At 54.4% G+C, this 24,317-nt stretch carries 17 protein-coding genes; 3 read left to right on the forward strand and 14 right to left on the reverse strand.

Annotated elements, in window-relative coordinates; translation table 11 throughout:
* Window positions 1-21: 21 nt before the first annotated feature.
* Entirely contained in the window at window positions 22-1,824 is a 1,803-nt protein-coding gene (locus IMCC3135_RS35145) for a cytochrome c family protein (RefSeq protein ID WP_236994698.1), read from the reverse strand.
* A 169-nt stretch (window positions 1,825-1,993) separates the two neighbouring features.
* Window positions 1,994-4,168: a choice-of-anchor D domain-containing protein gene (locus IMCC3135_RS31500; RefSeq protein ID WP_157736462.1), complete on the reverse strand. Its 2,175-nt coding sequence runs from the start codon at window positions 4,166-4,168 to the stop codon at window positions 1,994-1,996.
* Window positions 4,169-4,276: 108 nt separating this feature from the next.
* On the opposite strand from IMCC3135_RS31500, the gene IMCC3135_RS31505 reads away from it, so the two are divergent.
* Window positions 4,277-4,852: a hypothetical protein gene (locus IMCC3135_RS31505; RefSeq protein WP_157736463.1), complete on the forward strand. Its 576-nt coding sequence runs from the start codon at window positions 4,277-4,279 to the stop codon at window positions 4,850-4,852.
* A 128-nt stretch (window positions 4,853-4,980) separates the two neighbouring features.
* Here the strand turns inward: IMCC3135_RS31505 and IMCC3135_RS31510 are convergent, their stop codons facing one another.
* Entirely contained in the window at window positions 4,981-6,306 is a 1,326-nt protein-coding gene (locus tag IMCC3135_RS31510; RefSeq protein WP_088921201.1) for a tetratricopeptide repeat protein, read from the reverse strand.
* A gap of 64 nt (window positions 6,307-6,370) precedes the next feature.
* Here IMCC3135_RS31510 and IMCC3135_RS31515 point away from each other — a divergent pair, with 64 nt between their 5' ends.
* The gene (locus tag IMCC3135_RS31515; protein ID WP_088921202.1) at window positions 6,371-7,186 is read left to right on the forward strand and encodes an alpha/beta fold hydrolase; all 816 of its coding nucleotides are present in this window, start codon (window positions 6,371-6,373) and stop codon (window positions 7,184-7,186) included.
* A 31-nt stretch (window positions 7,187-7,217) separates the two neighbouring features.
* Here IMCC3135_RS31515 and IMCC3135_RS31520 read toward each other — a convergent pair whose 3' ends face one another.
* The 6 genes from IMCC3135_RS31520 to IMCC3135_RS31545 form a co-directional block, all read right to left on the reverse strand.
* The gene (locus IMCC3135_RS31520; protein WP_088921203.1) at window positions 7,218-8,309 is read right to left on the reverse strand and encodes a P1 family peptidase; all 1,092 of its coding nucleotides are present in this window, start codon (window positions 8,307-8,309) and stop codon (window positions 7,218-7,220) included.
* An 80-nt stretch (window positions 8,310-8,389) separates the two neighbouring features.
* Window positions 8,390-10,096 (reverse strand): ABC transporter ATP-binding protein, encoded by a 1,707-nt coding sequence (locus IMCC3135_RS34855; RefSeq protein WP_205737806.1) that lies wholly within the window; start codon window positions 10,094-10,096, stop codon window positions 8,390-8,392.
* Window positions 10,086-10,901 (reverse strand): ABC transporter permease, encoded by an 816-nt coding sequence (locus IMCC3135_RS31530; RefSeq protein WP_088921205.1) that lies wholly within the window; start codon window positions 10,899-10,901, stop codon window positions 10,086-10,088. The genes IMCC3135_RS34855 and IMCC3135_RS31530 overlap by 11 nt, the downstream gene beginning before the upstream one ends.
* On the reverse strand, window positions 10,898-11,848 hold the full coding sequence (locus IMCC3135_RS31535) for an ABC transporter permease (RefSeq protein WP_088921206.1): 951 nt from the start codon (window positions 11,846-11,848) through the stop codon (window positions 10,898-10,900). Before IMCC3135_RS31535 ends, IMCC3135_RS31530 begins: the two co-directional genes overlap by 4 nt.
* Window positions 11,849-11,903: 55 nt before the next feature.
* Entirely contained in the window at window positions 11,904-13,382 is a 1,479-nt protein-coding gene (locus IMCC3135_RS31540; RefSeq protein ID WP_088921207.1) for an ABC transporter substrate-binding protein, read from the reverse strand.
* A gap of 9 nt (window positions 13,383-13,391) precedes the next feature.
* Window positions 13,392-14,756: an acetylornithine deacetylase/succinyl-diaminopimelate desuccinylase family protein gene (locus tag IMCC3135_RS31545; protein WP_205737807.1), complete on the reverse strand. Its 1,365-nt coding sequence runs from the start codon at window positions 14,754-14,756 to the stop codon at window positions 13,392-13,394.
* Window positions 14,757-14,957: 201 nt separating this feature from the next.
* Between IMCC3135_RS31545 and IMCC3135_RS31550 the strand changes: the two genes are divergently transcribed.
* Window positions 14,958-15,611: a histidine phosphatase family protein gene (locus tag IMCC3135_RS31550; RefSeq protein ID WP_157736464.1), complete on the forward strand. Its 654-nt coding sequence runs from the start codon at window positions 14,958-14,960 to the stop codon at window positions 15,609-15,611.
* A 118-nt stretch (window positions 15,612-15,729) separates the two neighbouring features.
* On the opposite strand, the gene fadA is transcribed toward IMCC3135_RS31550, so the two are convergent.
* From fadA to IMCC3135_RS31580, 5 genes are all read right to left on the reverse strand, one after another.
* Window positions 15,730-16,908: an acetyl-CoA C-acyltransferase FadA gene (gene fadA, locus IMCC3135_RS31555; protein WP_088921209.1), complete on the reverse strand. Its 1,179-nt coding sequence runs from the start codon at window positions 16,906-16,908 to the stop codon at window positions 15,730-15,732.
* Entirely contained in the window at window positions 16,905-19,079 is a 2,175-nt protein-coding gene (gene fadB / locus IMCC3135_RS31560) for a fatty acid oxidation complex subunit alpha FadB (RefSeq protein ID WP_088921210.1), read from the reverse strand. The genes fadA and fadB overlap by 4 nt, the downstream gene beginning before the upstream one ends.
* A gap of 345 nt (window positions 19,080-19,424) precedes the next feature.
* Window positions 19,425-21,224, reverse strand: coding sequence for an acyl-CoA dehydrogenase C-terminal domain-containing protein (locus tag IMCC3135_RS31570; protein ID WP_088921212.1), 1,800 nt, complete (start codon window positions 21,222-21,224; stop codon window positions 19,425-19,427).
* Between the two features lie 198 nt (window positions 21,225-21,422).
* Complete coding sequence (locus IMCC3135_RS31575) at window positions 21,423-22,529, reverse strand: AraC family transcriptional regulator (protein WP_169727552.1); 1,107 nt, start codon at window positions 22,527-22,529, stop codon at window positions 21,423-21,425.
* A 264-nt stretch (window positions 22,530-22,793) separates the two neighbouring features.
* Window positions 22,794-24,140, reverse strand: a complete 1,347-nt coding sequence (locus IMCC3135_RS31580; protein WP_088921214.1) for a citrate synthase — start codon at window positions 24,138-24,140, stop codon at window positions 22,794-22,796.
* Window positions 24,141-24,317 lie beyond the last annotated feature (177 nt).

Genomic DNA, 24,317 nt, shown 5'->3' on the forward strand with positions numbered 1-24,317 from the left:
GCAAGTGGGGCGGTACACACCTTACTGCATGATCTGAGAGGAAGTGTCGATGACCTCATCCCGCAGTGTGGTGCCATCGTAAATCGTACGAAACATGTCCACTTGATCAACTGTTTCACTCTGAGTCCAGAGATCCAGAAGATGGCCATAACTGATCGGTTGATAGCGCAACTCAGCGGAAACGGTATAGATATCACTACCCGGCACCGACACCCGATAAGTAACGGTATCCTTGCCATTATTGAAGTCGGAATCGTCGTCCATGGCCACACCAAATACGCCGAAGGTATCAGGCAGAGTATTGTCGTCACGGATCGAATTCTTATCCATGCCGGCAGGCGTTAAGCGATTGTCTTTCAAGTAGAAACTACTGGCCAGCACCGAATGTGTGCGATCGCCGTCCGAGTTGCCGGTTATGGCCTGATAGACCTGAACCTGTGTCTCTGAAGTGATGGTTTGGTAGTGTATCTCCCAGGTCGCCGGATCGACATCCTCTGAGACACCGACAATGCTGCCGTCCGCTCGTATTTTGCCACTTTCGAATACCTGCTCACCACTACTATCCAGCACCTGCACATGCAGGTATACCCGACGGGAATGATAGCCTGAAGGCAGGCGGTGACCGGTATTGTTTTCGATGTTGACATCGAAGCTCAGCGTGTTATCAATCACCCCTCCTTCGGTCAGAGTAACCGTTGCAGCAGTTTTCAAAAATTCACGATTGCGTGCGATTGAACCCGCGAAATCCATACCCGGCTTAACGCCCAGCTCATCACCAAAGTTCATCAACATGTCCTGGACGACGGTATTGGCACCCAGAAAGGTGTGCTCGGCAAAATCAGGGCGCTTGCCTGGAGCGTTCTGGCCAATAATGACCTCCTCATCGAGCTTCGGCATGTGACAGGATTGGCAATTAGCCTCTTTCGGTCCGCCAACGGCATAGTCACTGTTCTCCCATTCGCTGTATACCGCTTGCTCGGCGAACACTGCATCACCCTCCAGAGCAAGACCTTCTTCGCTGACGGCATGCACATTCAGATTATGGCAAGTGGCACAGCTCTCGGACGTACTCAGGTGCAGTCCTTGCTGCGCAAGAAACCCTGCATTCTGTCGCATATAGCCGACTTCCGGATCTGCATATTGTCCATAAGCTGGCCGATCATCATTGTCGCCGGTCACCGAGCCCACGACCTCGTAGCCACCACTCATGCTGGCTTCAGTGCCCAAATTTGTACCATCCATCTGATGACACAAAGAACAGCTGACACCGTCCATCGCATGGTTGAACAGCTCATCCGTTTCTGTCATCGAATAAAGCCCCTGCTGAATAACAGAACCATCGACCTCCGACACCTTATCGAACAGACGCAGGTCCAGACCTTCCTTCTCAGCCAGATCATGCGCCATAGGCGCGTGACAGACGATGCATTTATCATTGATCGTATCTTCCAGGCCTGGAAAGTTATCCAGCTCGGCGGCCACCACCGCGTGCCAGTAAGGATCACGCGTGGCATTGGCCATCATGCTGGTCTCCCAGGCGGTGCCAATGGAAACATCGCGAGTAACATCCTTGACAGCCGTGCTGACCACCATATCCGGATCATTGTGGCAGGTTGAACAGGCATCACTTCCCGAATAATGCACGCCTTCAAAACTTGCCTCCGAACGCGCCAGCTCAGGCAGTATGTTGCGAGCGGCCGGTAAATGTGTGATGTCGGTTATAGGCACTTCCTCCTCACCTGGGTCCCCACTGCTACCACCTCCGCAGGCAGACAGCACTGAAAAGGTGGCCAGCAGGCCAGTTATCCGAAGTGTATGCAACACGCGTTTCTCGAAATACATAACGTTGCTCTTGCATGAAAACCGTGCTGGGACATTGCAGCTTGCGCGCATCACCAGCCAGTAGAGTTTGGGAAAGACTCGCTTGGAAGCCGCAATCGTCCCACGGCTCAATGAACTGTTAGCGGCATGAGCCAACCAATGGTTTAACGCTTCAATAATCGCTGGGTTCGAGAATATGGATAACTTTTGCAATGTTATCGGCCACCCAGATGGTGCCGGGGAATACATCCGCATCACCTTGTGCCGTCAAATCAAGTGGTGTTGTACCCAGATCTTCCAGAAGCGCGGAATTTGAGGTGATCGCTGTACCATTGCCATTGAATTCAACGCGATAAATCACCTTGTTGAAAGCGGCTGCAATCAAATCGCCTTGCATCGAACCGGCAAAATTGGAGGCCGTATATTCGTCGATACCGTTGGTTGATGGAGAGTTGACAACCAGCGATCCATCGTTCTGACCGGGAGTCTTGTAATTGCACTCCACAGGATCCGCATCCCCTTCGATGGGTGACTGACCGCCAAACTTGTTGTCTTTGTTGCCACGGGTCGGGTTTGGATGTCCAGCGTAGTAGCCCTGGCTGATCAGATGCAGACCGTCCTTATGACTCGCACCAACTTCAACGAGATTGTTGCTGCAGTTACCCGATGGCTCACCACCCCAGCCAGCGTTAGGACCGTTATCCCAGGTATAGAACCTGCCTGTCTCGGTATACACAATGTCATAGGCATTACGAAAGCCTGTGGCAAATATCTTGACCGGACCGTCTATCTCCAAAATGGCCTGATTGAGACCATCATTCCCGCCAAACGGATCGTTCTGATCCGACGGGCCATCCAGTGTTGGCAAATCATAAGTCGAGTCACCGATCGTATCCAGATTGATCTCCAGAACCGCTGAAGACAGAGCATATTCCGGTAATTCTGCAAAGTTGTTGGACGGCGCGCCCTGATTGGTATGACCACCGACGCTCAGATAGATCTTGTTACCCACTTTAACCAGACCATTAGGACCATGGTTTTCCTCCGAGCGAGGCAGGCCACGCACCATGTCCTGCTTCGTCCAGTTGCCACCATTCTTGGTCAGTTTGTGCAGTACACCGGAATTGGTATCCAGATTGGAATCGGTGCCAGAAGGACCAGCCGCCTGTCGCCAGTCACTTGACGAGGCATAAATCACGGGCGCCGCCGCAGTACCTGTGACATGAATACCCGTCATGGTTCGCTGTTTGGTCGCATTCGGCGTACCGTCATCATCATGATTTTGCGTATTCTTGACCAGAGTGATTGTGTCGGAAACAGTACCGGTATAGTTATTCTTGCCATTGCGAGTCACGTCAAACACGTAAATGGTGCCGGTCATTTCTCCGACATACAATTTTCCATCAGGCCCGAACTGCAATGTTGTCCCCCGCGTAATATTCTGACTGGTATTCAAAGTACTGGTGGTAAAATTGATTGCCACAGCCTGAGGTTCAACCACAGTGCCTTCCAACACAACTTCCAAAGCACCATTATTGCCGTCGTGAAAGACTTCGGCTATGGCAGATTTGAATCCTGCCACACCAGTATTCAGATCAACCTTGACGTCCAGTTGCTCGCCCGGATTCAACGATGTCGGAGTAAAATTGACCGTAAATTCGCCCGCATTGGTACCACTGAGCTGAATGGCTGAAACAAAAATGGCAGGCCCCTCATCTGTGCCCTCGTTGGTAAGGATGAAGTTTTTCTGGGAATCTGAATTCTGTAATGTCTGACCAAAAACGATTGTCTTATCCGACTGCCCCAGGTCCGAGGTCAACGGATACCGTGCGCTACCAGTGAACAGCACCACATAAGGTGCCGTTGCCCCACTGATAGTCAAACGCAGACCGGCCGCTTTATCGCCAGTTGTCAATGGTGTGAATGTCACTGTCACCTCAATGGATTGACCCGGACTCAATGTCTCAAAGCCATTGAAAGAGGAGGAGAACTCATTGGCACTGGTGCCAAACAGGGTGGCTTGCTCAATCGAGATAGCCGGGGCATCGTCGGCACCGGCATGTGTGAGTGTGAAAGTCTTGCTCGTCGATGTGCCTACATCAATAAGATCAGTCACAACCTGACTGGGACTGATGCTCAGTTCCGTGACACGATTTATGGCAGCCGTACCACTGAGCTCCACCACAATCTGGCCTGTGCCGTCACCAACGGCATCCACTTCAAGCACCTCCGCATCGTTTGTATCGCCTCCGGTATCCTGCGCTTGGGAAACACCCGTCAAGGCAAGTAGCAGCAGGATGCCTGCAAACAGCGCATATCCGCGCCTGGTCAGGAACTTGTTCGCCATCTGTGTCGATCTCTCACTCGGATTGTTACCTGCCACCAAGACAGGAATTGCAGTAGCTGAAACTGCAATTTTCGTGACAAACCCGATAATTCCACCTGACAGAGACTAGTGAATCACCGTAAAACCACTCTTTACAGGTATGTATCGGCCATAATCGAGCATCAACTTGTTGCTTTTCATGTCGCCATGTCCCGCTTACCCTTTTCGCTGGCTGCCAGTCTTTCTCTTTCAGTCCTGCTGACAACCGTGTTTCAGGCGGCTGTCGCCGCTGACACCGATGCTGGCCCACTGGACCGACCGCTAGTACTTCCAGGTGACGAAAACCTCGAACAGGTCACAACGCTTGCACCCTCTGTAGATCTTCAAAACAACCCGATTCAATCGCAGGAACAATTGCGTACGGTTGTCGAAGATGAACAGGAAGAACTGGAACAGCTACCCCACGAGCAACTGGTTGACAAGGCAGAACAAGGTGAACGCGCAGCTCAAGTAGTACTGGGTGCAGAATTCGCCCGTGAAGCCACCCTGCTGGCGTTCGCACCGGAGGCCGCCAATGCTGCCTTGAGCGATGCGGCTCGTTGGTATTCACTGGCAGCCAGTCGCGGCTTTCCGGGAGCACCATCTCTGGATCAATCGGGCATCCGATTTTTCCCGATTCGCATTCAACGTGAGCAACGTCCCTGATACCCGATCTTTCAAGGTAGGTAGCTCATTAGTGATATTCAGCGATTCAGCGATTCAGCGATTCACACCCATTTTCGGCTTGGCAATGGGCAAAACACAGCCTTAAGGGCTAAGGGCTCGCGGAATAATTAATTTGAGCCCAGGTGCTGATAGACATCATTGAGTTGTCGTTGCAGAATCGGGCTATCCGGTTCCCACTGACGACGCTGTTCCAGTGTTTTGCGCGCCAGCTCCCATTGTCCTGAACGTAGCCGGGCATCCAGCAAGACCTGCTCGAACAGGTCACGCTGAGCGTGACTACCACCTGTTCGCCACATTGATGAACGGACGGTGCCCAGCTCCCTTGCAGCGGTTTCATGATCGCCACGGGCATGAGCAAACATCCCTTCAGCGGCCGGAATACCCACCTCCTGCCACAACGCCCTGTCCTGTGCCACATGCGGCGATTCTGCCTGAGCACGAATCAGTGTCATCAGCTCTAACGCCAATGGCGAATCGGCCTTGGCCAATCCATAGAGATACTGCAGGCTCAAAAACGGCTGAACCACATCGTCCTGACGCGTTTCGAGAAACGGCAGCAAGTCCTGCCAGCGATCACCAACATCGACATCAGCCAGCTCCAGTCTGGCCAGTAACGACACAGCACCGATCTGATCCTGACTGTATTCCGGCTGTATGCCCCAACAACGCTGGTCATGAATCTTCAAGGCAGCATCCACTTGCCCATTGGCAATTTCAAACAGAGCAACATGCCACCAGTTATGCGTAAACATGAAGGAATTCAGCCCTTCCCAGCTTGCCGAACTACCCGATAATATCGACAGCCCCTCGTTAATCGAACCACGCCCCAGATGCACATGCGCCAGTGCATGATGGGCCCACGGCTCATCAGGGTCTATCGACAGCGCACGGTGGGCTGCTGCTTCTGCCGCTGACAACTGGTGCGATTGTTCATAGCCGAAGGCAATCATGCTGTGAATGGGTGCCCGATGCGCGTTGGCTGACTCACCGGCCAGGGCCAGTTTCAGCATGAGCGCAGCATTGCCAGCATTGAAGGCGTGATACTGCACGACTTTGAGCAGCGGTAAATCCTGCGGATATTCACCGCACAGCTGTTCCCCGATTCTCAGCACGTGATGATAATCATGCTGCTGCCAGGCTTCGAGCAAGGACAACATGCCCTTCTCACGACGATTCAAACCACCGGCCCGCTCTGCGCGCTGCGCATAGGGAATTGATTTCTCTGGCGCTTCCGGGCGCTCCAGAAACATCCACAACATGCCCGCGTAGATATTGGCCAGCGCACTATCCGGGTGATTGTCAGCCGTTACCAACACATTGACCGCACGTGTCTGGTAGGCAACAAACCCCTCAGCAAAGTCATTGATACCTGCCAGTGCTGCTACCGGGCTGGTTGTAGAGGAGCCGAAACTGTCGAGAGTGGTTGTGGTCATATACGATCAGTAACTGTGTTGTCTGTCATTATTGCGCCCTGTTCAAACAAGAGCTGTCAAATTCATGCCGGTTGTCAAAATCAATGGAATCAGTCTCCACTATCAGTACCATCCCTGCGACCAGACAAGTGCGCCTGCCACGCCTCCGGTTCTATTACTGGCTGGCATGGCCAGCGACAGCGCCAGTTGGCAACCAGCCATTGTTCCCCTGAGACAGCAACACAGTCTATTGATTCCCGACAATCGTTGCACTGGACGTACCACACCCCAGACGATTGTCAGCAGTCGCGACGCCATGGTGACAGACATTCTGTGCCTGCTCGACGAGCTTGGTATCGAACGCGTCAATATCGTCGGCCACTCCATGGGAGCCATGCTGGGCTGGGCACTAGCCTGCACGGCACCCGAGCGGGTCACCAGCCTGGTCAGCGCCGCAGGTCTGCCCAGTATTGTGCCAGCCCGTATTGCCTTGTTCAAATCATTGCGGACCCTGCGATCCGAAACCAACGAACGCGACTGGTTCGGCCTGCTCTATCAGTTTTTGTTCTGTCCCGAATTCTTCGAAAATCCTGATGCCATAGAGGCTGCGCTGAATGGCTCCATGAGCTATCCACATAAACAGGCACTGAGCGCATTTTCCTGCCAGGTCGATGCATTGGAGAGTTTTCTGCCACCACTGCCATTGGAGAAACTAGCCTGCCCGGTCACGCTGATGACGGGTAGTCAAGATACTCTGATGACTCCACGCATGCTGCAGACGTTCGGTGAGGCGCACCCAGAAGTGCGGACAGTGGTCGTGGAAAATGCCGCCCATGCTCTGCACTGGGAACAACCCGAGACTTTCGTACGTATTGTTCTGGATGCGCTGGAAGCTGTCTGAGCGACGCTCAAACGTCTGTCAGATCACAGCATTACCAGGATCGCTCATAGTTATCGTGACCGAACTTATCCTGCCAGCTGGGCAAGGTATCACCCGGAGCTGACTCCGCCAGGTAGACCGCTCTTGCAATAGCCCGTGACAGGCACACCGCTGCGGCATGCCCCAGACGCATGGCATCTTCGACCGGCGCCTGCATCGGCACTCCACAGGTGGACAGGGCGAAGACCAGGTCACCGTCGAAAGGCGTATGCGACGGTACGATGGCGCGCGCCATGCCATCCTGAGCTGCCACGGCCATGCGTAGCAGCTGCGCCTTGTTCATGACCGCATTCGTGGCGACAATGGCAATGGTTGTGTTCATGCCCGCCGGAGGCGATCCTGAGCTGCCTCCCGGCAATCCGCGCATGGCCTCATAAGCTCGCAGTTTGTCATTGCGCGGTATGAGAAAAGGATCAGGTGCCATCGGCTGGCCACAGCCGCCGAATTCGCCGTGCATCTCAAACGGTGCTGCCCAGAAGGCCTTGCCTCCGGGCGTCACCACACTACCGTGTGGATTGACCACAACCAACGCCCCCACCAAGGTGCCATCGGGCATGACGATCGAGGCGGAGCCCAGTCCGCCCTTCAGGACAGCGGTAGTGGCACCGACACCGGCACCGGCCGAGCCCAGTGCGAAGCCCTCTCCAGCGGCTGCCAGGGCCTGACGTCCGAGCGCCTGATAGGGGTTATACAGCCAATCCGACTGACCACCATTGAGCAAATCAAAAATGATGGCGGCCGGCACGATAGGCACTCGCACGGGCCCTACATTGAATCCGCGGCCACTCTCGCGCAGCGCCGCCACCACTCCAGATGCGGCATCCAGCCCCAGAGCAGAGCCTCCCGAAAGAACCAGTGCATCGACCTCTTCCACCAGCTTGTCCGGTGCCAGACAATCAGTCTCACGCGTGCCGGGAGCCCCTCCCATGATGTCCACGCTGGCAATGAAAGGCTGCTCAGAGGTGAGTACGGTCACTCCTGATTTAATCTGTGCATCGCTGGCATTGCCAACCCGCAAACCCGGAATATCGGTAATCAGATTGCGTGGTCCGACGGACCATCGCAGCTCATTCGGTTCATTCATTGTGAAAACTCGATCAGATCAGTTATCAGGGCTGGCAAAACAATCAAATTTAACAGGCTGACTAATGGTTTCACCAGCCCTTACGCTATGGTCAACTTGGGAGCAGCGGCCAGCAGTTGCTGTGTATATTCATGCTGCGGGTTATCGAACACATCACTCGTGTTGCCCCGTTCCACGATGCGTCCGTGACGCATGATCAGAACGCGGTCACTGACACGTTGTACCACTGACAAATCGTGGGAGATGAACAGATAGGCCAAACCCTGCTCACGAGCCAGATCATCCAGCAACTGCAGCACCTGCGCTCGCACTGAGACATCCAGCGCCGAGACAGCTTCGTCGAGAATGATCAGTGAGGGCTTGATGATCAATGAGCGAGCGATGGCAATGCGCTGGCGCTGACCGCCGGAGAATTCATGAATGAACTTGTCACTATCCGTGGCAAGCATGCCGACACTCTCCAATACAGCGGCAATCCGCAAACGTGTCTCTGCACGCCCGGGTGGATGATCCAGTACATGCAATGGCTCACTCACCAGTCGCCCCACCTTGTGCCGCGGGTTGAATGAACCATAGGGATCCTGAAACACGACTTGCATTTGCTGGCGAGAGACGCGCGACACTTGCTGCAAAGTACTGACGGATTCACCATTCAATTCAACACGACCACTGTGCAGATGCATCAATCCCAGCAACGCGCGGGTCAGGGTGGATTTGCCGCAACCACTCTCACCAACCAATCCGACACTCTCGCCGTGCCGGATATCAAAGCTCACCTCATCCACGGCCCGGAAGGCTGGCGCATGTCCGAAGAGACGCTTGCGGCGCCCCGGGTATTCACACACCAGCTCCCTGACCTGCAGCAGAGGTACACCGCTTTCGCCAGAACTCGCAGAGGCAGATGGGGCAAGGGCTTGTGAGGCTTGTGAGGCTTGTGAGGCTTGTGATGCTTGTGAGGCTTGTGATGCTTGTGATGCTTGTGATGAAAGATGCGCGGACCGACTGATACCCGTCAATGCCGAGGCATCAAACAGAGTGCGAGTATATTCATGTCCCGGATCACCAAACACCTCAGCCAGCGCCCCTTGCTCGACAATCCGGCCTTGACGCATCACGACAATGTCATCGGCCATATTGGATACCACCGCCAGATCGTGGGTAATCAGCATCAAAGCCAGACCTTCTTCCTGCTGCAGCGTCTTCAACAATTTCAGAATGCCCGCCTGTGTCGTCACATCCAGTGCGGTAGTCGGTTCATCAGCAATCAACAGGCGCGGTTTACAGGCCACAGCGATGGCAATGACTACCCGCTGTCGTTGACCACCTGACAATTCATGCGGATATCGATTCAGTGGAAACCGGGCATTGGGCAGACCAACCCGCTCCAGAGTCTGCGCGGTCAACTGCAGTGCATCGACTCGACTAACCTGTCGATGCAGGCGAATGCTCTCGCTCACCTGATCACCTATGGTTTTGAGCGGGTTCAGAGCAGTCATGGGCTCCTGGAAAATCATGCCGATATCACTGCCACGTAACTCGCACAGGCTTTTTTCAGGCAACTCCTGCAACAATTTGTCCTGGAAGCGGATGCTGCCATCAAGAACAGAACCACGGGGCATTAGCTGCATTATTGACAAGGCGGTCATGGATTTACCTGAGCCGCTTTCGCCAATGACACCCAGCGTCTGACCCTCTGCTATCTGCAAAGATATATCGTGCAGAACAGCCGTGCCATGAATCGACAGACTGACCTTGTCAAGTTGCAGCAGGACTTGGCTATCGCTCACGACGCAACCTCGGGTCCAGCCAGTCACGCAGTCCATCTCCCAAAAGATTCAGACCCAGCACCGTGATGACAATCGCCAACCCCGGGAACAAGGCCAGATGCGGCGCCAGTGAAATCAGCGTCTGGCTCTCAGCCAGCATGCGCCCCCAGCTGGGAATAGGCGGCTGTGCACCTAATCCCACGTAAGACAAACCGGCTTCAGCCAGTATTCCCAACGAGAACTGGATAGTCCCTTGTACCAGCAGCAGATTGGTGATGTTCGGCAGCAGGTGTTCAACCGAGATCCGCACAGCCCCCTTGCCTGCTACACGCGCCGACAATATGAATTCACGTGTCCACAGACTCATTGCGGCGCCACGCGTCAGTCGGGCGAAAACCGGAATATTGAAAATGCCGATGGCGATGATCGCATTGATGGCACCCGGCCCGAATACCGCCGTGATCATGATGGCAATGAGCAGCGCAGGAAAGGCAAAGACCAGATCATTGCTACGCATGATCAGCTCATCCACCCAGGTATGCGCACGTGCAGCAGCCAGTAAACCCAGTGGTACACCCACCCCCATACCGATCCCCACCGCCACCAGAGCAACGGCGATGGAAGTACGCGCCCCCACCATCAGCATGGATAGAATATCCCGACCCAGATGATCACTGCCCAACCAGTGCACAGCCCCGGGAGGTGTGAACTTGTGGCGGATGTCCAGCATGGTCACATCAAACGGCGTCCACACATAGCTGAGCAACGCGGCGATGACCACCAGCGAGACCAGCAGTGCTCCGGGCACAATGGATCGCAACTTCATCGGCGCTGCTGCCTCAAACGCGGATCAACCCAGGCATAGGCAAGATCAATGAGAAAAGTCACCATGACCACGGCAAAGACCAGCAACATGATGACGCTTTCCACCACGATCAGATCCCGCTGCGCAATGCTCTGAAAGATCAGACGCCCCAAGCCTGGCAAGAAGAAAACATTCTCGATGATGATGGCACCGGCAATCAGGAAAGAGAACTGCAAGCCCATGATCGTCAATACAGGAATCATCGCGTTGCGCAAGGCATGTCGCAGCATGGCCTGTCTTGAACTAAGGCCTTTGGCTCTGGCCGTTCGCATGAAGTCCTCATTCAGAACATCCAGTAAAGAGGAGCGCATCACGCGGGTCAGAATGGCTGCCTGTGGCAAAGCCAGCGACACCGCCGGTAAGGTCAGTGACTTCAAGCCTGCGAAAATACCGGATTGCCATCCGCTGAATCCGCCGGCTGTAAACCAGCCAAGATTGACCGCAAACAGCAGTACCAGCAACAAGGCAAACCAGAAATTGGGAATGGCAATACCCAGCTGCGTGAAGCCCATCACGGCGGTATCCGCAATACCGCCGCGCCGACTGGCAGCCCAGATACCGGCAGGAAACGCCAGCAAGGTCGACAACACCAGAGCATACGAGGCCAACGGCAGAGAAATCCACAACCGCTCCGCCACCATCTCGGCCACCGGTGTGCGATAGGTATAGGAACGACCAAAATCTCCCTGCACCATGCCACTCACCCAGCTCAGATAACGTGCCACTCTGGACTCATCCAGACCCAGCTCGGTACGCAGAGCTGCGATGGTATCGGGCTGTGCATTCATGCCCAGCATGTAGGACGCCGGATCGCCCGGAACCACTTCGATGACCACGAACACGATCAGGCTCGCCACCAGCAAGGTTGCCAGTAGAGAAGCTGATCGTTTGAGAAGATAATGCAACATTCAGGGAAGCACGAAGACCCGTCAGGCCTTCATCAATTGGATAGTTGGTTAGTCTCTATTCTTCCCAGTAAACACCGGTCAGATCATTGGCCTGGGTGGGCGAGTTCTCCCACAGCCCCTTGATCCTGGAATTGGCAACCCCGGCCCTGGCCAGCTGAAACAGATAGGCGTTGACATAATCATCGGCAATGATCTGTTGCGCCTGCTGCAGCAGTTCGGTACGTTTGTCAGGGTCTGTCTCGGTATTCAACGACGTCATCAGCGCCTGCAGATCGGCATTGTCGTACTGGAAATAATAGTCAGGATTGGCATAGATTCCAATATCCATGGGCTCGGTATGAGAGATGATCGTCAGGTCAAAATCCTTGCCTTTGAAAACCTGCTCCAGCCATTGCGCCCATTCCAGATTTTCAATGTTCGCCGTGATGCCGACATCACGCAGCTGGGCTGCAATGATCTCGCCGCCGCGTCGGGCATAGACCGGTGGTGGCAACTTCAGTGTGACTGTCAGATCATTCTCGTGACCCGCCTCTTTCAGTAAGGCTTTCGACTTCTCCGGATCAAAGGCGGACTGCGCTGTCAGGTCCAGATACGCCGGATTGTGTGGCGCAAAGTGAGTTCCGATCGGTGTGCCATAACCGTACATTGCACCGTCGATGATCTCATCTCGGTTAATGGCATGGACCACCGCCTCTCGGACGCGTACATCGTCAAACGGTGCCACTGCATTGTTCATGGCCAGAATGGTTTCCCCTTCGGTGGAACCCAGTACCACTGAATAGCGTGGATCCACATCCAGCTGCGCCAGATTCTCGGGAGCTGGATAGTTGGGAAATGCATCCAGATCGCCTGCCAGAATGGCCGAGTAGGCTGCTGTTGGTTCGCTGATGAATTTGAAGGTGGCTTTCTCAAGCTTTACCGGCTTGCCCCAGTAGTCCGCATACCTGACAATCTCGACACGATCTCCCTGCACCCAGTTGGCAAACTTGAAGGGCCCGGTACCCACCGGATGAGTGGCCGCATCGGCGGCAGAGGCCGGATCAAGGATGACGGCATCGCCCCAGGCCAGATTGAACAGCAAATTACCGTCGGGCTGTTTCAGGTTGATGGCAATGGTCAGAGGGTCAATGATCTCGACATTGTCGATATTGGCAAACAAGCCTTTTTGCGCATTGGTTGAATCGTCCGCCATCGCACGATCTATGGAGAATTTAACATCGTCGGCCGAGAATTCAGCCCCGTCGTGGAATGTTGCATCCGCCCGTAGACCGAAAATATAGCGCAGACCCTCATCCTCGATGCTCCAGCCTGCGGCCAGCGCTGGCTTGATACTGCCATCGGGCCCAAAACGCGTCAGACCTTCAAAGATATTGGCATAAACCACTTCATCAATAGCCGCCGCAGCCCCTGCCGTAGGGTCCAGATTGGGAGGCTCAAGCTGCACGCCAAGAATAATATCGGTTCTGGCAGCAAAGGCGTTACTGACAGCACACGTGAGAACCAGCAGTGCCGGCAGGCTAAATCGCTTATTCATTACCGCTCCTTAGTGAGATTCTTTCAGCAGTAGGGCTTGTAAGGTACGCCCCATGATCTGCGCCGAGTCAATCATATCCTGTATTCCCACATACTCGTCAGGTTGGTGGGCCAGATCCAGAATGCCCGGACCATAGGCGATGCAGTTGTGCATGCGCCCGATGCGATCGATATGCTTCTGATCATAGGTGCCGGGGGAGACAACATATTCGGGTTCCGTACCGAGACGATTACGAATCGCTTCGGCCACCGCGCTGACCACCGGGGAATCCTGCGCTGTCATGGTCGGCAGAACCGAGAACATTTCTCGAATATCGTATTCGAAGCGATCTCGGTCAGACTTTATCTGCTCCAGAATTTCGTGCAGTTCACCGCGCACATCAGCCAGATCCTCTTCGAGCAGAAAGCGCCGATCAATCACCATACGGCAACGATCGGGGACCAGCGCCGAGGGCATGCCGGTATAGCCAGATTCTGGCTCATCCAGGCCACCGTGAATAGAATTGATATTCAAGGTTGACTGTCGCGCACCTTCGGGCACCACCGGCATGGTGGTACGTCGCGCCGCCAGGCGTGGGATAAGTGTTTCTTCGAAGGCCTCCAGAACAGCCCCCATATGACGTACCGCACAGTCCCCCAGAAATGGCATCGAACCGTGCGCAATATGCCCGTGCGTCTCGATCTCTGCCCACAAGACACCACGGTGCCCAAGGCAGATACGCTCTTTATTCAAGGGTTCGGGAATGATCACATGCTGGACACGCGACGGGTCAAACCAGCCTTTCTCCGCCAGGTAGGCGACACCGCCAAAGCCACCCGACTCCTCATCGCAGGTGCCGGATATCTCGATGGCACCGGCGTAATCCGGATGCTCTGCAATGAAACAGATAGCGGCAATCATGGAGGCCGCCATCCCCCCTTTCATATCGCAGGCACCTCGACCGTAGACACGTCCATCCCTGACGATCCCTGCAAAGGGGTCAACAGTCCAGCCTTCGCCAGTTGCCACAACATCGGTATGCGAGTTGAAATGTACGCACTCGCCCTGGTGCCGACCTTCATGCCGGGCAATCAGGTTCCAGCGCGGATACTTGTCGCTGTCGCCCAGGGCACCTTCGGCACGCACCCGTTCGATAGCAAAACCGTAGGGCTTCAGAAACCGCTCCAACAGATCGCAGATAGCGGCGTAACCCTCGCCCGGCGGGTTGATAGTGGGGTGCTGGATCAACGCCTGCGTCAGTTCTACCAACTGAGTTTGTGCATCGGCAATGCGTCGATCCAGTGCCGATAAGGGTTGCACCGAGAGTCTTTCATCGGTGTCAGTCGCTGGCTGTACATTTTTGTCCGGACTGTGATCCTGTCCTGCTTGCGTCACTGATTACCCCCGCTGAATGTTCGAATGTGCACTTTGTTGCGGAACCAGTTGTGCCTGTTATGCGTCTCAAAGTCAAATGCGTCCGAGCGTGAACTCGGGCAAGCAGTTAGAATCCCGATAACAAATTTCTCATACCGCTGTCCGGACCTACCTGTTCGCGATAGGTACGGCCCTGTTGAACTCGCCACAAACGCGCTGACCATGAATCAGAACCTGCTCGATCTGCTACCGCAGTCATCTCATGCCACTCGATTCTGGTGGATTCGCCATGCAAGAGTGCCAGAAGTTGCACACCGTATGTACGGCAGCCTGGATGTTGATAGCGATACTTCCGATACTGCGCTGTTTCAGGGTATCGCAGCCAAGTTACCCAAGGATGCCCTGTGGGTAACCAGCCCGCTAAAGCGCACAAAGCAGACCGCTGATGCGCTGATTGCTGCCGGTGCCACGGCCAGTGACTGGGCGCAGGATGCAGATATCAAGGAGCAGGATTTTGGTGATTTCAACGGCATGACGCATGAGGAGCTCTTTGCTCAGCGTGATGATGCCTATCTGGGATTCTGGCCCTTGCCACCCGAACAGCAAGCCCCCAACGGTGAGAGTTTTGCCATGCTGCGCACTCGCGTGGAAGCCTTCGTCAAGCGCATGATCACCGAGCATCAAGGCAAAGATGTGGTGTGTGTCGCTCATCGCGGCACCATCCTCGCCGCCTTGCAGATTGCACTGGATCTGCCCATGCGCAACAGCGTCAGCTTTGACATCGGTAACGTCTCTCTCACCCGTCTGACCCATCATGCCGATGTACCGCAAGGTGGACCGCAATGGCGTGTGGTTGACGTCAGCTGGCTGCCCTGAGGACAGCCGCCTAGTAGTCCTCCAACTTGATAATTGCGAGTTGGAGGACAACTGGTATTTGCGAACAGAATGGACGAAGACAGGCTTGACTACAGTTGCCTGTCTTCGTCTTTATCCCTTACTTGAGTCGTTCGAAGACCGTCGCAATTCCCTGGCCCATGCCAATACACATGGTAGCCAGACCCAGCTCACCGTCGTTCTGTTGCATCACATTCAGCAAGGTGGTGGATATGCGCGTACCGGAGCACCCCAGTGGATGACCCAGAGCAATGGCACCGCCATTCAGATTGACTTTCTGATCCATGACATCAAGCAGACCCAGATCCTTCATGACGGGTAGCGATTGAGCGGCAAAGGCTTCGTTAAGCTCAACGTAATCCATATCTTCGATGGTCATACCGGCACGTTTGAGTGCTTTCTTCGATGCGGGTACCGGACCATAACCCATGATCGCAGGATCACAACCACTAACCGCCATACTGCGTATACGTGCGATGGGCTGTAATCCCAGACTCATGGCTTTCTCGCCTGACATGAGCAGCATGGCTGAGGCGCCATCAGCAATGGCCGAAGAACTACCCGCAGTGACCGTACCGGTCTTGGGAATGAAGGCTGGGCGCAGGGATGCCAGAGCTTCGAGTGAAGCGTCAGCACGTATGACCTCATCCTTGTCGATCATCTTCAACACACCGTTCGCATCGTGACCTGCAATCGGCACTATCTCGTTGTCGAATCGACCTTCCACAGACGCGGCATGTGCACGTTGATGTGAACGCAGGGCAAAACGGTCCATATCTTCGCGCGAGATACCGTGCATCTGCCCCAACAGTTCGGCGGTCACGCCCATCATCATTGAAGCCTTGGCAGCGTACTTGCTGACCGAAGGATTGATATCAATACCGTGCAGCATGGGAACGTGTTGCATGTGCTCCACACCACCGACAACGAAGACATCACCATAGCCTGTCATGATCCCTTGGGCTGCAGTATGCAAGGCACTCATGGATGAGCCACACAGACGACTGACCGTCTGTGCTGCGACCTGCTTGGGCAGACCTGCCAACAGACCAATACTTCTGGCCACGTTAAAGCCTTGTTCCAGGGTTTGATTAACACAGCCCCAGACAATATCTTCAACATCGCCCCGATCAACCGAGGGGTTGCGCAGGAACAGCGCATCTACCAGCGCGGCTGACAGATTCTCTGCTCGTACATGAGCAAAACCGCCACCTTTTGAACTGGCCATCGGTGAACGAACACCATCTACGATTACAACATCGCGTGCCTGATAGCTCATGCGGATGCTCCTTTGTCAGCGCTGATCTTGGTGTAGAAAGTCTTGCCGGTCTTGGCCATCTCGCGCATGGATTCTGTCGGATGATACAACGGTCCCAGCTCAGCAAACTGATCGGCACGTTCACAAAAGGCCGCTAATCCGATCTTGTCCACATGGTGCAGAGCACCGCCACGGAATGGAGGAAAACCCACACCATAAACCAGCCCCATATCCACCTCGAAGGCCGCACCCACAATATCGTCTTCCAGACAACGGGCCGCCTCGATGCACATTGGAATCATCAGCCGGTCAACCATGTCCTCGGCAGAAATCTCGGCCTTGGCGCTCTGCACACTGTCAATGACGGCAGCGACATCCGGATCAGGCAGCTTCTGCGGTTTGCCCTTTCGATCGACTTCGTACTTGTAGAAACCCTTGCCGTTCTTCTGACCCAGACGTTCAGCATCAAACAGGGCATCGATAATGGTTTTGCTTTCACTGGCCATGCGATCAGGGAAGCCTTCAGCCATGACACCCGCAGCATGCTTGCCGGTATCCATGCCAACCACATCCAGCAAATAAGCCGGACCCATCGGCCAACCAAATCGTTCCAGAGCCTTGTCGATGGCCATGAAATCACCGCCGTCGGCAACCAGCTTGTTGAAGCCACCAAAGTAGGCAAACAAAATTCGGTTAATCAGAAAGCCCGGGCAGTCATTGACCACTATAGGCGTCTTGCGCATCGCCAAGGCATAGGCCACGGTAGTGGCAATGGCTTGTTCTGACGATGTCTTTGCACGAATGACCTCAACCAGCGGCATACGATGCACGGGGTTGAAGAAATGCATGCCGCAGAAGTTTTCAGGACGCTTCAAGGCTGTGGAAAGCAGATCGACCGAGATGGTCGATGTATTGGTGGTGATGATGGTGTCATCACTCACCTGAGCTTCCACTTCTGTCAGTACGGACATCTTGACTTTAGGATTCTCGACCACCGCCTCGACGACCAGATCCACCTTGCCAAATTCGCCGTAGCTCAAAGCCGGTTGAATGGCATTCAATACTGTAGCCATACCTTCGGGCTTGAGTTTACCGCGTTGAATCTGCTTCTTGAGCAGCTTGCCTGCTTCATCCAGACCGGCTTCCAACGCTTCTTCACGAATATCCTTCATGGTGATGGACACACCATTGGAAGCGGATTGATAGGCAATGCCGCCTCCCATGATGCCCGCGCCCAATACCGCCGAATGCTTGACCGGCAGAGCGTCTTTACTTTGCTTGCGCGCCAGGCGTTTCAGCGCCTGATCATTCAGGAAAATACCAACCAGACTTTCAGCCACATCAGTTTTAGCCAGCTTGACGAAGCTTGCACTTTCAATCGGTAAAGCTTCATCACGTGACTTGGAAGCGTGTTTTGCCACCGTGTTGACGATAGTCAATGGCGAGGGGTAATGAGGACCGGCTTGAGCCCCGACAACGCCTTTGGCGGACTCGAAAGCCATGGTGCGTTCCATCTCTGACAATGCCAGAGGCGCAATCTTTACCGATCGTCGAGCCATGGCATCCAGCTTGCCAGCACGCACTTGCTCGATAATAGCGATAGCTGCCGCGCGAACATCACCATCATGGACCACGGCATCGATAGCACCGTCAGCCAGGGCCGCACTTGCCTTCTTCGACGCTCCGGTACACATCCATTCAACCGCGTTGTCGACACCGATCAGACGTGGCAGTCGAACCGAACCACCCCAGCCTGGCATGATGCCCAGCTTGACTTCCGGCAGACCCATACGCGCTGTCGGCGCTGCAACCCGAAAATCACAGGCCAGACTGATTTCGAATCCGCCGCCCTGAGCTTCACCATTGATGGCGGCAACCGTTGGAAAAGGCAGATCTTCGAATCGGTTGAACATGCTGTTGACTTCCTTCAGCATCGTTTCCAGAACCGCATCTTCGGCTGCAAAGTAGCCCAGAAATTCGGTGATATCGGCACCGGCCACGAACACACCTTTGCTACTGGTCAATACAAGTCCGGCCACATCTGTCTGTTGTTCGATGACGGCAAGCACTTCACCAAATTCTGCCAAGGCCTTGCGATTGAAGACATTGACCTTCTGTTCTTCGCTATCAAAACAAAGCTCGAGGATATCGTTGTCACGAGTCAGCTTGAAAGCTGCGCCGGTAAAAAGCATGAGCGAAAGCTCCTACAGTTATCGTACAGATGAAAGGCTTCGGAACTTGACCGGAATGATCAGATCCGCAGAGTGGTTTCATGCACCAGATGTGGAATGTTACGCCCTGTCCGCCGGTGCACATAGTTGTTCGACAAAAATCATGTTACGCCAATAGCGGCAAGATCGGCTTGCAAGCTGATCAGAGAGCAGTCTTTTCAAGACTGTACAAGTCGCGACTGGGCGAAAATTTCGTGGCTGAGCACGTTCTCATCACTCAACATTCAGAGTCCGGACTGTCCATGACAGGGCACCAAGCTTGAACCCGGCAGCCCTGCCTTTACCATGTGGTCTTTCTGACAGGCATCAGATGGCGAAGTGCGCCTCATCCAGATCCATCAGGTTATCGGCACCCGAGAGCATGGTCACAGCCAGGGTGCTGGTGCGAGGTAACAAGCGTTCCATGTAGAAACGCGCGGTGAACAGCTTGGCACGCAAAAAGACAGCATCGCCTTCGCCGGCTTCCAGCTGACGCTCGGCAGCAACCGCTGCCTGCGCCCAGAAATAGGCCATGACGATATAGCCGGAGTACATCAGGTAATCCACCGACGCGGCCCCTGCCTCCTCCTTGTCCTGCAATGCTGCCATGCCGATGCGCTGCGTCAGAGCACCCCATTCCACATTGAGCTTGGCCAACGGTCGGATGTAGCGATGCAATTCAGGCTCATCGCCATGCGCTTTACAAAATTTATGGATCTGTCGGGTGTAGGCCTTCAGCAGGGCACCTTGAGAACCCAGCACCTTGCGACCCAGTAAATCAATGGCCTGTACACCGGTGGTGCCTTCATAAATCATGGAGATACGCGCATCGCGTACGTTCTGCTCCATACCCCATTCCTTGATGTAGCCATGACCGCCGAATACCTGCATTCCAAGGTTCGCAGCTTCGAACCCGGTCTCGGTCAGGAATGCCTTGGCAATGGGCGTCAGTAGGGCCAGCTCCTGCTCGGCCGCCGCACGGGTTTGTTCATCAGCCCCCTGGTGAGCCAGATCGACCAGCATGCCGCAGCGATACAAAAACATGCGACCACCTTCAGCCAACGCTTTTTGTGTCAACAGCATGCGGCGCACATCCGGGTGCACAATGATGGGATCGGCCGGCTTGTCGGGTGCTGCAGCGCCAGACAGTGAGCGCATTTGCAGGCGGTCACGGGCATAGGCCAAAGAGCCCTGAAAGGCGAGTTCGGCATGCGCCAGACCTTGCACCGCAGTACCGATACGAGCCGTGTTCATGAAAGTGAACATACAGTTCAGGCCGCGATTGGGAGGCCCGATCAGAAAACCCTTGGCACCATCAAAATTGAGAACGCAGGTGGCGTTGCCATGAATACCCATCTTGTGCTCCAGCGAACCGCAGCTCACCGAGTTTCTGACACCCATATTCCCATCGTCGGTCAACGAGAACTTGGGTACGATGAACAGGGAGATGCCACGCGTACCTTCTGGTGCACCAGCCAGCCTTGCCAGAACGATATGAACTATGTTGTCCGCCATGTCGTGTTCGCCGGCAGATATGAAGATTTTCTGTCCAGTAATGGCGTAGCTTCCATCATCATTGGGCTCCGCACGCGTCTTGAGCAGGCCCAGATCAGTGCCGCAATGCGACTCTGTCAGACACATGGTGCCGGTCCATTCGCCCGAAACCAGCTTGCTCAGGTAGTTTTCCTGCTGCTGCTCGGTTCCATGAGCAGCCAGGGTATTCATGGCACCGTGGGACAATCCCGGGTACATGGCCCAGGACCAGTTTGCGGTACCGTTCATTTCCGACAGAACGGTGCCCAGCGACTCAGGCAGTCCTTGTCCACCTTGCGCCACGGGTTGCGTCATGGATGGCCAACCGCCATCGACATATTGCTGATAAGCCTCACGAAAACCGTCTGGCGTGGTGACCTCACCATCCTTCAAAGTGCAGCCCTGTGTATCACCCACCGCATTTAGTGGACTCAGGACGTCCCGGGCAAACTTCGCCCCCTCTTCGAGAATGGCATCCACCACGTCGGGTGTTGCATCCTCAGCCCCTGGCAGGCTTGCGTAATGCTTGTCGAACTCAAGAACTTGTCGCAAGGCAAATCGCATATCTTGCAGTGGCGGATTGTACGCTGGCATTTCAAGACACCCATATAGTTTAACTGCACTAAGTGTCGGCTGATTTCTACCCCAACTCAATGACGAATGCGGGCGAATCTACTGGCATTTTCGTTCACAGCTAGTGACACGATCTTTTACGAACATATAAATCAGTTGTTTAGCCTCACAACCAACTGTCAATGCAATGACGATATCGCTTGCGTTAGTTGGGCAGGTTTATGGGTGTCTGCTGTTTTCGTCTCTGCTGTTTTCGTCGCTGGTGGCAAGTTGCGACAGGCTGTTCCGGTACTCTGTCGGTGTCGCCCCGGTCCAACGCCTGAACGCCCTGAAGAACGCACTCACCTCATCAAATCCTAGCAGACCGGCGATTTCGTTATAAGTCAGATCACTGGTCGCCAGGTATCGCACTGCCGCAACCCGTCGGCAATCATCCTTCAATCGCTGAAACGAGGTCCCTTCTTCCTGAAGCTGACGTCGTAATGTGCTGACCGACATCCCCAGCTGTTCACTCACGTGATCGGCACCAGGAAGACGCCGCGAGTAATCATTACCAAACAATGCCAGCACACGATCACTCAATCGTCGATCATCGTAGGACGGCACGATCAGTTGATAAGGAGCAGACTTCAGAAAGACGGACAGAGACTGCTCATTCTGCACATTGGGTAGCTGCAATATGTTTTTCTCAAACCGAATCAGCGACTGTTCGCAATCGAAATCAACCGGGCAGCGAAACAGGCGTGTCCACTTGGCACCATTGGCGGGCATGGGAAAGTCGAATTCCACGCACCTCAACGGTATCGAACGTCCAGCAAACCAGCTGAGCAGGCTGTGCCACATGTACAGTGATGTACGTATACGCATCGGCCCTGCCGCATTCAGAATCTGCCGCAAACTGTGACCCGACTCATCGCACACGCCGGCAAAGCCGATACTGGTGCTGGAGCGATCATCAATAATATGCGGCTTGACCTTGAGACCATTGCACACATCCATGAACTCACCGGCCCGTGTCACGATAGCGCCCAGCGTTGGTTGATGAATAACGCACAGGCACATCATGCGAAAGGTGCCTCTTGCCACAGGACCGCCACTGACCATGCCCAGAGACTCATCGCGTAGCAGCAACATCCCACGCTGATAAAGACGTCCGAACAGGGCGGCGGACAGATCAACCCCGGATTGCAACTCCTCCAGAGTCACCCCTTCAGCTTCGGCAAACTCACGTGGATCATGCCCCTGATCGACGATGGCACGAAGCAGTGCCCGTACATTCGATTCGGATATCAAACCATTGGCAGAAGATGAAGGTGCTGCTGACACGAGCTCGATATTTCTCTGTGAAGCTGAACGATATTCACAGCATAACGCGTCCGAAGGGTACGGCAACTGCAATCATCAGCTGAGCATGAACCCCTGTCCTTGCGCAACAGAAGCGCCTGTCAGGCACCAGGATCAGCCACTCTCATTCAATGACTATGCCTTGCTCGCAAATGAAGGGCCGATAGGCCCTCACCGGCCCGGCCTACTGCTTTGAGAGACGGCATCAAAAGCCAAGCCATCTCTCAATGAGTCAACGATACTAATTCAAAGATCAAAGCCCGGGCGCTGGCCCTTTGGGATAATGTCTTCAGCCGAATCCGAGATCCAACCGCGCTGATCTCTGGGCACATAGTCATGCTCCGTAGGCCCTGTATAGATCTGACGTGGCCGACCGATTCGCGCGCCCTGGAGATTCTGTTCACGCCAATGAGCAATCCAGCCTGGCATGCGTCCCATGGCAAATATCACGGTAAACATATTGGTCGGAATTCCCAACGCACGTAAAATGATGCCGCTGTAGAAATCCACATTCGGGTAGAGTTTGCGTTCCACAAAGTACGAATCATTCAGTGCAATCTCTTCAAGACGCCGACCAATTTCAAGAAGTGGATCGTTGATGTTCAGATGCTTAAGCAGCTTCTCTGCAACCTCCTGCAGCATCTTCGCCCGTGGATCAAAATTCTTGTAGACGCGATGTCCAAAACCCATCAGGCGGACTCCACTGTTCTTGTCCTTGGCCAGACGCATGTACTCCTCAACCGACAAATCACCCTGGTGTATTTGCTCGAGCATGTCCAGAACGGCGACGTTCGCACCACCGTGCAATGGCCCCCACAGAGCACAAACTCCAGCGGCACATGAGGCAAAAAGGTTCGCACCACTGCTACCCACCATCCGTACAGTGGAAGTGCTGCAGTTCTGCTCATGGTCGGCGTGCAGGATAAGCACCAGATTGAATGCCAGACGAACGATTTCATCTGTCTCATGGGGCGCGTGAGGCTCTGAAAACATCATGTGCATGAAGTTTTCTACGTAGAGCAACTTCGGATTGGGATAGTTGTAAGTCCGGCCAATCGAACTTCGGTGAGCAAAAGCGGCAATCGTTCTGATCTTGCTGATCAGCCTGGCAGCGGCGGCGATGAATTGATCATCACTGTCTGCCCCGTTCATGTCAGGATGAAAACAAGACAAGGCATTGATCATGGCCGACAGGATCGCCATCGGCGGTGCCTGGGTCGGAAAGCCCTGAAAGTGATGCTTCATCGACTCGTTCAGCATGGCATGCCGCGTCAAACGCTCGCTGAAATCGCCGTATTCAGCGGCCGTAGGCAAATTGCCAAAGATCAGTAGCCAGCAAACCTCAATAAAGTTCGGTCGATTTGCGAACTGCTCAATGGGAATTCCACGGTAGCGCAAAATGCCTGCATCACCATCGATATAGGTAATAGCGCTTTCGCAACTACCTGTATTGCCGTAACCCTGGTCGAGTGTAATGTAGCCGGTAGTGTCGCGCAGCTTGCTGATATCCAGCCCCTTCTCTGCCTCACTACCCTCAACAACAGGTAATTCAATTGACTTACCATCAAGAACTATAGATACGCTTTCACTCATAGCAGAACCAGCACTTTGTAAGGGATCAATTACTTAGAATAGTCGACGGGAAGTAGAATCACTAGTCTCGGACTACTGTTTGTCCATGCAGACCACGATCAGAAATTCAGCCGTACGGGTGCCATTTCTTGCATCAATGATGCCGAGCGTTTCAGGCTTGTTGATGGAAGCCAGAGC

The sequence above is a fragment of the Granulosicoccus antarcticus IMCC3135 genome, from assembly GCF_002215215.1.
GTDB lineage: Bacteria > Pseudomonadota > Gammaproteobacteria > Granulosicoccales > Granulosicoccaceae > Granulosicoccus > Granulosicoccus antarcticus.